The organism is Paenibacillus sp. FSL R5-0766, from assembly GCF_037971845.1.
Classification (GTDB): Bacteria; Bacillota; Bacilli; order Paenibacillales; family Paenibacillaceae; genus Paenibacillus.
Genome location: NZ_CP150227.1, coordinates 2,528,994 through 2,541,507, shown reverse-complemented (window position 1 = coordinate 2,541,507; position 12,514 = coordinate 2,528,994). Strand labels below are relative to the sequence as shown.

The 12,514-nt window shown below is 46.0% G+C and carries 13 protein-coding genes; all 13 read right to left on the bottom strand.

All coding sequences use genetic code 11. The annotated features are described in order from the left end of the window. Positions 1-14: 14 nt before the first annotated feature. The 13 genes from MKY66_RS11520 to MKY66_RS11460 all read right to left on the bottom strand — a co-directional run bounded on the left by MKY66_RS11520 (position 15) and on the right by MKY66_RS11460 (position 12,419). Entirely contained in the window at positions 15-587 is a 573-nt protein-coding gene (locus MKY66_RS11520; RefSeq protein WP_076208862.1) for a phosphate propanoyltransferase, read from the bottom strand. Positions 588-780: 193 nt separating this feature from the next. Continuing rightward, positions 781-1,776: a dipeptidase gene (locus MKY66_RS11515; RefSeq protein WP_256704106.1), complete on the bottom strand. Its 996-nt coding sequence runs from the start codon at positions 1,774-1,776 to the stop codon at positions 781-783. A gap of 85 nt (positions 1,777-1,861) precedes the next feature. After that, positions 1,862-2,122, bottom strand: coding sequence for a stage V sporulation protein S (locus MKY66_RS11510; protein ID WP_007430104.1), 261 nt, complete (start codon positions 2,120-2,122; stop codon positions 1,862-1,864). A 117-nt stretch (positions 2,123-2,239) separates the two neighbouring features. Next, entirely contained in the window at positions 2,240-3,034 is a 795-nt protein-coding gene (locus MKY66_RS11505) for a TIGR00282 family metallophosphoesterase (protein WP_036609256.1), read from the bottom strand. 154 nt (positions 3,035-3,188) lie between these two features. Then, the gene (rny, locus tag MKY66_RS11500; protein ID WP_036670418.1) at positions 3,189-4,730 is read right to left on the bottom strand and encodes a ribonuclease Y; all 1,542 of its coding nucleotides are present in this window, start codon (positions 4,728-4,730) and stop codon (positions 3,189-3,191) included. Positions 4,731-5,040: 310 nt separating this feature from the next. Continuing rightward, a complete protein-coding gene (locus tag MKY66_RS11495; RefSeq protein WP_076208863.1) occupies positions 5,041-5,778 on the bottom strand; it encodes a regulatory protein RecX in 738 nt (245 codons plus the stop codon). Between the two features lie 279 nt (positions 5,779-6,057). Then, positions 6,058-7,122: a recombinase RecA gene (gene recA / locus MKY66_RS11490; protein WP_036609261.1), complete on the bottom strand. Its 1,065-nt coding sequence runs from the start codon at positions 7,120-7,122 to the stop codon at positions 6,058-6,060. A 243-nt stretch (positions 7,123-7,365) separates the two neighbouring features. Beyond that, a complete protein-coding gene (locus tag MKY66_RS11485; protein WP_036670416.1) occupies positions 7,366-8,622 on the bottom strand; it encodes a competence/damage-inducible protein A in 1,257 nt (418 codons plus the stop codon). Positions 8,623-8,729: 107 nt separating this feature from the next. Next, positions 8,730-9,317: a CDP-diacylglycerol--glycerol-3-phosphate 3-phosphatidyltransferase gene (gene pgsA, locus MKY66_RS11480; protein WP_076209484.1), complete on the bottom strand. Its 588-nt coding sequence runs from the start codon at positions 9,315-9,317 to the stop codon at positions 8,730-8,732. A gap of 320 nt (positions 9,318-9,637) precedes the next feature. Then, entirely contained in the window at positions 9,638-10,129 is a 492-nt protein-coding gene (locus tag MKY66_RS11475; protein ID WP_017689115.1) for a YajQ family cyclic di-GMP-binding protein, read from the bottom strand. A gap of 156 nt (positions 10,130-10,285) precedes the next feature. Then, positions 10,286-10,450 carry a hypothetical protein gene (locus MKY66_RS11470; protein WP_167350848.1) on the bottom strand — a complete coding sequence of 55 codons (165 nt, stop codon included), beginning with the start codon at positions 10,448-10,450 and terminating at the stop codon, positions 10,286-10,288. A 73-nt stretch (positions 10,451-10,523) separates the two neighbouring features. Continuing rightward, on the bottom strand, positions 10,524-11,585 hold the full coding sequence (locus MKY66_RS11465; protein ID WP_076208864.1) for a RodZ domain-containing protein: 1,062 nt from the start codon (positions 11,583-11,585) through the stop codon (positions 10,524-10,526). 66 nt (positions 11,586-11,651) lie between these two features. Continuing rightward, complete coding sequence (locus tag MKY66_RS11460; protein ID WP_053783847.1) at positions 11,652-12,419, bottom strand: DUF3388 domain-containing protein; 768 nt, start codon at positions 12,417-12,419, stop codon at positions 11,652-11,654. Between the last annotated feature and the right edge of the window lie 95 nt (positions 12,420-12,514).

Sequence of the window (12,514 nt, the reverse complement as noted above, 5' to 3'; positions counted from 1 at the left end):
GCTATTACATGTAATTAATCGATGATTTCAGCAGTGTCGCCATTACGAGCGCCAGCAGCGTTAGCTTCATCTGTATCAATATGCATGTCCAGTGCGAAAGAATCGGATACACGAGCAAGTACATTTTCCAGTACAAGACCGCGGTCTCCGCCCAGGCGAACTTTCAACATTTGTTTGTCCTCGATACCCCATTTAGCAGCATCAGAAGTATGGAAGTGAATGTGACGAGCAGCAACGATAACACCTTTATCAATTGTTACTTCGCCAGCAGGACCTTTAATCGTGATTCCTGGTGTACCTTCAATGCTTCCAGATTCACGTACAGGTACTTTAACACCAATCGCAAATGAATCTGTCATGGAGATCTCCAGTTGCGTTTCAGGGCGAACAGGTCCAAGGATACGCACTTTATCAAACTGTCCTTTCGAACCAATTACCGCTACCGTTTCGTTAGCAGCGTACTGGCCAGGCTGGGACAGAGGTTTAAATTCAGTCAGTTCATAACCTTTGCCAAACAAAATTTCAACGTGCTCTTGGGATACATGAATGTGACGGGCAGATACGCCCACAGGTACTGTTTTACTCATTGTAAATTCACTCCTTGTTTATCTATGGCCTGTACTCAGGCTCTTAACAATCCAATGGTATTATACCCCTTTTTGGAGTGAAATGAAAACGAACTGGTGAAAATTCATGAAATACACTTATTTCACCATCATTCCCGTCCTTTATTTGGAAAACTAGTTTCAATTCAACACTTTCAACGCACACACCAGTTCACTATTTCATGGATTTCCCCTTCATCTTTGGATTGCTCTCTGGCAAGTGTTCCCCCAGATAACTCATTGCATTCCCCCACAACCAGCCACGAACCAGATGTTCATCATAATGCTTGAGCAGGATTTCCGTCAGTCTCGGATAATGTCCTGAATGTTCAAGTTTCTGAATATACGTTGAGATTCCATCAAAATCAGACCCCATCATCAGATGGTGCTGCCCGCCGAGAGAACAGAATTGCTCAATATGAGGCAGCAGATCTTCTATACGTACCTCACCCTCCTGCTTTACAAACCAGGGTACAAACGTCAGTCCAATCCGCCCTTCCCGGGCAATGATAGCCTGAATCTGATCATCTTTCAGATTACGCACATGGGGACATACGCTGTAGCTGTTGGAGTGGGAGGCGATAAAAGGACGTTTACTCAAGTCAGCCAGTTCCCAGAACCCTTTCTCTGTCAGATGTGACACGTCAAGCAGCATTCCGATTTCATTACACTGGTGCACCAGTTCCTTCCCCTTCTCGGTCAGACCTGCTCCACGCTTCTCCATGACTCCGTCGGCCGCCCAATTAGCATAATTCCACGTTAGTCCAATAATTCGAACGCCCATCTGATAACATAACTCCAGATAGAACAGGTTGCCCTCCAGGCCATCCACACCCTCCAGTGTGATTAATCCCCACGGACCCTCTGTTTGCCCCACCTGAGCCACCTGTTCACGCCATAACAACGTCTGTGTGCCGGCAGGCCACTCCTGACTTCTCTCCACACGTCTACGATAAATCTCCAACTGCCCCATGACATGTTCAAACTTGCCTCTGCCAAGTACTTCGGGTAAATAGATGGCGAACGCCTGCAACCCTACATTCCCCTCTTTCAAACGTTGCAAGTTCACATCCAGTTGTGGAGCATTTTCAAATGAAAGGGCAGGCTGCATCAAAATTTTGCTCAGTGCATCACAGTGAAAATCAGCTACACGCCAATCAGACATGGACATCTTAAACCCTCCTCAATATGTGATTGCAAAAAAACGCAAAAAAACCTGTCTACATCGTAAACAGGTTCAATGCATACTGCATGTATTATCTGGGCTCCACAATCAGCTTAATGGCCGTTCGGTCCTCGCCGTCGATCACAATGTCTGTAAAAGCTGGAATACAAATCAGGTCAACTCCGCTTGGTGCTACAAATCCCCGGGCTATCGCTACCGCTTTAATGGCTTGGTTCAGTGCTCCCGCTCCAATTGCCTGCAGTTCAGCATTTCCACGTTCACGAAGAACCCCTGCAAGAGCGCCGGCTACAGAATTAGGATTGGACTTTGCTGAAACTTTTAATACATCCATGGTAAGTACCTCCCTGGGAATGTTGAAAGTTTGTTTCCACTTACTAGATGTTATTCGCGGGAGGCAAAAAAATTCCTTCTTTTTAGACGGGTTTCCCTGCAAATTGGGACAATACCCCTATTCCATGCGCCACTCATCCTCCGTCAGACGAATTTTTTCGATGCGTGTTGCCGCACCTGTGGCTTCATCAATTTCAACAAAAACACCATGGAAGTGCCATTTGCCATCATCTACAACGAAACGTACAGGCAGCTGAGTGTAGAACTTACGCAGCACGGCCTCACGCTCCATACCCAATATACCGTCACGAGGCCCTACCATGCCTGCATCCGTCAAGTAAGCTGTTCCTCCAGGCAAAATCCGATCATCATTACTCTGTACATGTGTATGTGTACCTACAACGAGAGACGCACGTCCATCCAGATGCCATCCCATGGCAATCTTTTCTGACGTCGCTTCAGCATGCATATCGACCAAAATACATTTATGGTCTTGGCGCAGCTCATCTACAATTTCATCAGCTACACGGAATGGACAATCCAGAGCAGGCAGGAACGTTCTTCCTTGAAGATTGACAATCGCTAGCTCTTTCCCTTCGCCTTTGACAACCGTGTACCCTCGTCCTGGTGTGCCTGGTGGAAAGTTCGCTGGACGAATCATGCGGGGCTCATCATCTATAAAATCAAAAATATCCTTATTGTCCCAAGTATGATTACCAAGTGTAATACCATGTACACCCCAGTTGAAAAACTCATTTGCGATTGCACCGGTAATGCCACGACCTGCTGCCGCATTTTCACCATTCACAATCACCACATGTGGCTTATACTTCGATTTCAGGTACGGTAAATTTTCCTTTAATGCCTTACGTCCCACGTTACCTACAATGTCACCAATAAACAAAACTTTCATTGATTACTGCCTCCTCAATTCCTGCAAAGTCCTCTTACTTCAAATGTTGAACCTTTGCAGGACTCTATCTCATGCTCCATGATGTGTAGTTGCCTTTTAACAGGCTATCAACAGGAAAAGTGGCCCACTACTGCGGCCACTTTTCCGTAATGCTCTATTTTGCGTATTCAACCGCACGGGTTTCCCGGATGACGGTGACTTTGATGTGACCCGGATAGTCGAGTTCATTCTCAATCATCTTTGTGATGTCACGGGCTAAGCGGAAGGCTTCAGCATCATCGATTTTCTCAGGCTGTACCATAACGCGAACTTCGCGTCCGGCCTGAATGGCGTACGATTTCTCGACACCTTCGAAGGATTCTGAGATTTCTTCCAGCTTCTCCAGTCGTTTGATATACGTTTCCAGCGTTTCGCGGCGTGCGCCTGGTCTTGCTGCGGAGAGCGCATCTGCTGCGCCAACCAACATGGCAATGACCGAAGTCGCTTCGCAATCTCCGTGATGGGACGCGATACTGTTGATTACAACCGGATGTTCTTTGTATTTCTTCGCCAGTTCCACGCCAATTTCGACGTGTGATCCTTCCACTTCGTGATCCAGCGCTTTACCGATGTCATGCAATAGACCTGCACGTCTTGCCAGAGTTACGTCTTCTCCGAGTTCGCCAGCCATCAGTCCAGCCAGATAAGCGACTTCCATCGAATGTTTCAAGACGTTCTGACCGTAACTTGTACGGAACTTCAACCGGCCCAAAATTTTGATCAGATCCGGATGCAGACCATGCACGCCCACTTCAAAGGTAGCTTGCTCACCGTATTCACGGATGCGCTCATCCACTTCTTTACGGGATTTCTCAACCATCTCTTCAATCCGTGCCGGGTGAATACGTCCATCAGCCACCAGTTTCTCCAGGGCAGTACGGGCGATCTCACGGCGAATCGGGTCAAAGCCCGACAGAATAACAGCTTCTGGCGTATCATCGATAATGAGGTCAATCCCTGTAAGGGTTTCAAGCGCACGGATGTTACGTCCTTCACGACCGATAATCCGGCCTTTCATTTCTTCATTTGGCAGGGTAACAACAGATACCGTTGTTTCCGCTACGTGGTCAGCCGCACAACGTTGGATGGCGAGTGTAATAATCTCGCGGGACTTTTTGTCCGCTTCTTCCTTCGCTTGTTGTTCAATGTCCTTGATCATTTGAGCCGTCTCATGACGAACTTCCTGTTCTACGTTGGACAGTATGATACTGCGTGCGTCTTCCATGGTGAGGTTGGATATACGTTCCAACTCTGTCACCTGGTTTTTGTAAATCATTTCGATCTGCTGCTGAGTCTCATCAATTCGTTTCTCTTTGTTAGCCACTTGCTCTTCTTTACGTTCGAGTGATTCCAATTTTTTATCCAGCGACTCTTCTTTTTGCAACAATCGTCTTTCTTGTCGTTGAATTTCATTCCGACGTTCACGAGTGTCTTTTTCAGCTTCAGCGCGAATGCGATGGATTTCATCCTTCGCCTCCAGCACCGTTTCTTTCTTCAGTGCTTCTGCCTCTTTCTTCGCGTTCTCCACGATTTGTACGGCAGCTTGTTCCGCACTAGAGATTTTAGCCTCTGCAAGAGATTTGCGAATAAAATATCCTACTCCGAACCCAATGAATAGCGCGGCTGCAACGAGAGCGATCGTGATTGCAATTTCCATACTGTTCACCTCCTCGTTGGTTCCTCCAAGGCATTCCTTGGGTCAATTTGCAGTTTTCAAACCTTACATATGTTTGGGAATAACGAATACTCACGGCGATCCCCCGCCGATTTTCATTTCACATGTACATGTTTCCACGTACTATTCACTGTTTCCAGCGAACCCATAATTAAGAATGGTATAAATCTTAAGAAACCGAAACCGCTTTTTTGGAAGGAAAAAGGGTTGTCCATTTCTTACAGACTCATGTCCATTTTAGTATTTGACGAAAGAAATTGTCAAGAGAATGCAGTATAGAGACTCTAGTCTGCTAATCCCATAACAACGCTTCGTCATCTTCAGGGTCCCCAGCCTCATCTTCTTCAATTAAACAATTCACGACCCGGCGCACCATATCCATTGAAAAACCACGTCTCATTAGGAAGGGAAGCGTTTTATTTTTCTTCTCTTTGACGTCCCCTTTGACCTGATTCCATTTTTTGCGTCCTGCACTCAAGGCAGTCTCAAATTCCGCATCTGTACTGATCCCTTCTAGTGCCTCAACAATGAGATCATTGGCAATGCCCTTTTGCCGCAGCTCTTGCCTTATCCACAGTTTTCCCTTCCGCTTGCCCTCCATACGCTGTCTTGTCCATTCCTTCGCAAATAGATCGTCATCCACCAGGTTCTCCCGCTCAAGCCGATCCAGCGCCTCTTCAATCAAAGGTGCAGCAAACTCCTTCTGACGAAGTTTCTGACTTAATTCATGGCGTGTGCGCGGTTTATGCTCCAAAAAACGCAGAGACTGTGCATACGTCCGCTGTCGCTCGTCAGCTACAATGATTTCCTCCAGATCCTTCTTCATAAACGTATTACCTTGAGTCATCCTGTATTTAATCATCACATCTTCAAGAACCGTAATGGAGTGGATGCCAAAAGTGATTCGATAACGAGCTTGCCTGCTCTTCGTTCGTTCTACACGTGTAATAATAAGTTCTTCGTTGTCCGGAAATTGGGATAGGCCGTCCTGTTCTGCTTCTTCATATAAATCCTCGTCATGTTGATCCATTCTGGTCTCCCCTTTCATAACATTTTCATTCTGACTACGCCAAGCACACCTTCACATAGACAAAGAACACCAATAACACAAAAGACCGGGAACTCTGCCCGGCCTTTACTCCACAGTTAGCGTGCTAACAGCCCCTGTCCATTGGGACAGGGGCTGTTAGCACGAGTACTCCCACACTACAATCCATTATCCAGATTGATCCAAGCTCAATCAGATAAGTTTACGGAGTCCAGTGGGGAACACCCTCAGGATCCCTCCCTACAAGGAGGTTTCGAGAGATTACTCGTTGATTTCAAACAATTCTTGTTCTTCTGCTGCTTCTTTTTGTTGCTCTTCACTAGTTGGCGCAGGAACTGCAGTAACCAAGTTACTGGCTACACGAATTTTTTGTTCAATGATGTCAGCAATATCTTTATGCTCTTTCATGAACTGCTTTGCGTTCTCACGGCCTTGTCCTAAACGCTCGCCTTCGTAGGAGTACCATGCACCACTTTTATTAACGATGTCCAGCTCTGTACCAATGTCAATGATACTACCTTCTCTCGAGATACCCTCGCCATACATGATATCCACTTCCGCTTGTTTAAACGGAGGTGCCACTTTGTTTTTCACAACTTTAATACGAGTACGATTACCAATCATGTCATTGCCTGATTTGATACTCTCAATACGACGCACATCCAGACGTACTGTAGAATAAAACTTCAGAGCACGACCACCAGGTGTTGTTTCCGGGTTACCAAACATAACGCCGACTTTCTCACGAAGCTGGTTAATGAAGATTGCGATTGTTTTGGATTTGCTGATTGCACCAGACAGTTTACGCAGCGCCTGAGACATCAAACGCGCTTGCAAACCAACGTGTGAATCACCCATTTCGCCTTCAATCTCTGCTTTTGGAACCAATGCGGCTACAGAGTCAATAACGACGATATCTACTGCACCACTGCGAACAAGAGCTTCTGCAATTTCCAGCCCTTGCTCACCCGTATCTGGCTGAGACAGAAGCAATTCATCAATATTAACACCAAGTTTGCTTGCGTATTGTGGGTCAAGAGCATGCTCGGCATCGATAAATGCAGCTTGTCCACCCGCTCTTTGTACTTCAGCGATAGCATGCAATGCTACGGTTGTTTTACCAGAGGATTCAGGTCCATATATTTCAACAATACGGCCTTTAGGCAAGCCGCCTGTTCCTAATGCAATATCCAAAGCCAAGGAACCGCTGGGAATAATTTCCACATTCATATGAGTGGACTCACCCAGTTTCATGATGGATCCTTTACCAAATTGCTTCTCTATTTGACGGAGCGCCATATCAAGCGCGGCACGACGGTCTGACAATAAGCTCACACCCTTTACTGTTTATAAGATAATGATACCTTGTTTTAACACGTTTGCCAAGCTTTTTTTCGAACATACATTCGTTTTTTTTGTAAAGGCCGAGGCGCCTCTTCCTCAAGGAAACTTTCCATTAAACAGAAAAAAGAACCGTAAACAAGGCTGTAAAGCCTAATTCTACGGTTCTTCCGTCTTCCTTAATTATACTTGCTTGGAACTGTAAATGCAATCGAAGCGATTAACTAATCAATCCATCGCCACAAGTTTTTGCCATAAGCGATAGAGAATCGCTTTGGCTGAACGAATGCGAACCGTCTCGCGATTACCATTAATACGCAGCTCATGAATTTCCGTCTCTTTTCCACGTTCAGCAAGAGCGATGAAGACAAGTCCGGGTGGTTTGCGTTCCGAATATCCCGGTCCAGCTACACCGGTAACAGCCAAGCCAAAATCAGCATCGCCAATCATGCGGATCTGCTCAGCAAGCACTTTTGCAACCTCAGGGCTTACCGCCCCAGGTGCATCTTCACCTTCCAGATAATCATGAGGCACATTCAGCAGCTTTTCTTTAATTTCATTGGAGTAACAAACAATTCCACCTTTGAGCATTGATGCACTTCCGGGTACAGAGGTCAGACTTTGCATGACAAGCCCTCCTGTACAGCTCTCAGCAGCGCTCAGCGTCAGCCCCATGTCAGACATCATGGTTACAATCGTGTACTCTATAGGCACATCCTCGTTCGCGTAGAGATGTTCTGTCAAACGCTCCCGAATCTGAACCTCCATCGCATCCAGCTTCAGCTTCGCCTCTCCCTCACTCGCAGCCTTTGTGGAGACACGTACCGTAACTTCGCCTTCACTCGCGTAAGGAGCAATCGTAGGGTCTGTCTGCGCGTCAATCAGATCCAGAAGTCGATCTTCCAGAGCAGATTCACCAATACCTGCGAATTTCAGCATTCGGGAATAGATCGGCATCTCTTCAGTGAGTACATGCTGGAACAGCCAAGGTTTGACTTCCTGTTCAAACATTGGAATCAACTCTTTAGGTGGTCCAGGCATCACAACATAATATTTGTCATTGTCAGAAATCGCATTTCCAGCCGCAAGGCCTGTTTCGTTGGCCAGAGGTGTTCCGCCATCAATAACGATCGCCTGACGTCGGTTATTCTCTGTCATGTCCACATTACGATCTCTGAAAAAGCTCTCAATTTTGTCCATTGCCATTCGATCTGTATGCAGTTTCCGGTTAAGAACAGCTGCGAGCGCATCCTTGGTCAGATCATCTTGGGTAGGTCCGATGCCACCGGAAAATAAAATAACGTCTGCACGGCTCTGCGCAATGCGAATAGCTTCACTAAGCCGGTTCAGGTTATCCCCAACCACCGTTTGGAAATATACATCGATCCCCATCGCAGCCAATTCACGGGATAGGTATCTGGCATTGGTATTGACGATTTGTCCAAGCAGTAGCTCTGTGCCAACTGCAATGATTTCTGCCTTCATTGAGCATCCTCCTGTACACGTGGTGAGTGATCAAAGGGCAATAGGATAATTTCCTATTGCCCCTGACCCAATGCTTCCTTCATGATTACCCATTTAAGAACAAACCATTATGCTTTTGTAAAATGAAGCAGGTTTTTGTTTTTGATAAAGTAATCGATACCCGACCAGATGGTAATAAGCGCTGCTGCCCATACCGCGATAATATCAACGTGAATACCCGTGTATGAAAACGGGAAATTGTTCAACAGCAACAGCACAATCGCCACAATCTGCACTACAGTCTTCAGCTTGCCCCAAGCACTGGCGGCAACAACCGAACCATCCAGCAATGCAATTTGACGCAAGCCGGTAACTGCAAATTCACGACTAATAATCACAACTGCAATCCAGGAATCCAGCTTGCCCATCTCCACAAGCGAGATCAAAACTGCAGTAACCAGCAGCTTGTCTGCGAGTGGATCGAGCAGTTTCCCCAGATTGGTAACCATGTTATTTTTCCGCGCAAGGTATCCGTCAATTCCATCTGTGCTTGCGGCGATGATAAAAATAACAGCAGCAATCAGTTGATTATACGGAAGCGAAAAGCTTCCAAGCTGCAACGGCTCTGGATAAAATGGAAAATCCACGAGCAGGAACACCATCAAAAAAGGGATTAAGCAAATTCGTGCAAGCGTAATCCGGTTGGGTAAATTCACAAGACGCCCTCCCTCATATCCTCCATTACTCCAAACAATCATCATAATCCCGTTATCATCATCCGGAACATGAAATGTACAAGTTTCAATGTCAATCCATATTAACATGATCCCACTATGTAGAAACGCAAAAAATAAAGTCAACCGCTCAAAAGCAAAACGCTTTAAACGTTCCGGTGACTTCCAGAAGATGTACTGCTTTTCACAAAGTCAGCAAACGATGAGGACTGGACTTGATGCTTGACTGCCAGCAATGCACACTTAGTATAATATACGCCCAATACCGTGTCAAAAAACACTTTTGCTACAAAAAGGCCATATTACTTGAAATTTGTATATTGCAAATCCAGAGGCAGGTTAGCACCATTTAGCAGCTGCATGACAGCTTGCAAATCATTTTTACTCTTACCAGTTACCCGGAGTTGGTCTCCCTGAATCTGACTCTTTACCTTCATCTTGGAATCCCGAATCAGGATATTGATTTTCTTGGCGATGTCCTGATCAATCCCCTGTTTAAAATTCAAACGCTGGCGGACTGTACCAGAAGACGCTGGCTCTACCTTTGCGTAATCGATGTTTTTCAATGGTAGACCACGCTTCGCCATTTTGGATTGCAGCACGTCAATAACAGCCTTGAGTTTGGTCTCATCATCAGATACGATCGTTAACGCATCCTTATCCAGTTTCAGGCTGCTCTTGCTGCCCTTGAAGTCATAACGAGTGCCAATTTCCTTCTCGGTTTGTGTAACGGCATTTGTCAGTTCTTGCAAGTCCATTTTGGACACGATATCAAATGAATTTTCTGAACTCAAACCAGTCACCCTTTCAGTTAATCGTATGTTCTGTAACATTATAGAGGATACCTTAAGCAAAAGTCTAATTTCAAGCTGTTTTACACAAAGAGAAAAAGCATTTTTGGCTTCCACTTGAAGTGGCTGCCAAAAATGCTTTGCTGGTCCATCCTCCAACTAGTAGCGGCTCCGGTTGGGCTGTCTGAACATATCGAGCACACCCAAAAGTACATGTGCAAGTCCAAAACCCAATATTCCGTAACCCCAAGCACTTGGAGTCAAGTAATAACCCAGGAGGCTGACAATGATCCCTAAACCTGTTACGATCCAGCTGACTGTCACAGCCATCCACCTCACTTCACCAAAAGTTAACTGCAAGTTAAGACACGATTATTGTCTCCTGCAGTTGACTGGGTTATTCGCTACCCGTGGTCCCCCCTGTAGCATCCGTTGATCCATTTTCAACACCTGTGGAAGAAGTAGTGCTACTACTGTCTTCACCAAGCTTCAAACGAATCCGATTGGTCGCCTTGCCATCCGTTACAACTTGCCCGCCAACCTCAATCGTGGTCGCTGCAGCGTAACCGGACTTAATATACATACCTGCACTATCCAACTCAAAGGTATAGCTGTCACCTTCGGCTGTGTTACCATACTCCAACTTCTCTCCACTGGAGTTTTCGCCTTTGTACACTTCAAGCCAGCTATTACCTGTTGCTTTGATCGTAACCGTTACAGGTTGCCCTGCACTACCGTTAACTTTAAAGTTCGTAATATTCCCTGATTTCCCATCTTCTGCAACAGTCACATTAGACGGTGAATTGTCAGTTGGTTCTTCCTCAGTTTCATCCGTCTGTCCGTCCGTTTGACCATCAGTTTGGCCATCAGTTTGACCGTCCGTCTGTCCTTCTGTGTCAGTACCGCCACCGTTACCGCCAGCGTCGCCTTCACCAGTACCGTCTGTACCTGAATCTGTCGCAGGCGGATTAGATGCCTGTCCGTTGTCGGCAGGTTGATCCGGTTTATCCTCAGGCTGTTGTTGACTGTCTGTGATTTTGACCTGATCAAGACCCGGATTATCTGATTCATCACCATTGTTATACACCACGTATACATACAACAGTACTACGATCAAAACAGGGAATGTCCACATCAACGCGACAGACATCCACCGATTACTACGCTCAACCGGACGGCTGGAACGCTTCTGAATAACCGGTTCCATCGTTGCTTCCGTCTCTTCTGCGGGTACGTCTTTTTTGTGTCCCTCCAGCAGCTCATCAGGGTTCAGTCCCACGGTCTCCGCATAGGTTTTGATGAAAGCACGCACATAGAAGCTGCCCGGCAGCACTTTGTAGTCTCCTGCTTCTATGGCCTCCAGATACCTCTTGCGAATTTTTGTCATTTCCTGTACATCGTCAAGACTCATCCCTTTTTGCAGCCGGGCCTCCCTTAACTGCTGACCCAGTTCAGACATGCCATCTCCTCCTTATGTTTATCTCTTGAGTTGTTGCTAATCTATTCCATGATTCCGTACGGTTCCTTACAATTCATCGGTGTAGCTAGCCGTAAACGTATCATAAATAATTTCTTCATTCGGATTGTTGCGAAGTTCAATAATAATATCAAAATCATTAAAATCATATTCGGATTCCTGAACAAAAATATCCGGATGTTCAATAACTTTGGTGCTAGGCATGGTCATAATATCCTGCAACAGGTTATAATGCCGCTCACTGGAGCGAATCGTGCTAACAATACCATCGATAATGAACACATTGTTTGGGTTCAATTCGTCCTCGGAGAGTTGGCTCCTTATGGTCTGACGAAGAAGTGTGGAGGAAACAAACGTCCATCGCTTCATTGCACATACGCTGCCCGCAATAATGGACTCCGTTTTGCCAACACGAGGCATTCCGCGCAAACCGATGACCTGATTGCCTTCCCTCTTAAATACTTCACCCAAAAAGTCCACAAGTAACCCAAGTTCATCTCGTGTGAAACGAAATGTCTTGCGATCATCCGAGTCACGGTCAATGTATCTGCCATGACGCACGGCCAGAATATCCACCAATTTAGGTTGACGCAAAGCCGAGACGGTGATGCTGTTTACTTTGCCAAGCATTTCACCAAGCAAACGGATCTTTTCATCATCATCCGATTCAAGCAGCATGCCTCGAGTTTTGCCTTCAACACCGTTAATGGTCAATATATTCACTTCAAGCATCCCCAGCATAGAGGCAATATCGCCTAACAAACCGGGTCTGTTCTTATGTATTTTATATTCCATGTACCATTGTTTAGATTCCATTTCAACACCCCGTAATGCATTATTCCACATTATTCGACAGCAACAGAACGTGTCCACTGGACAACAATCTGAGACATCTTCTAAAAATGGGTCAC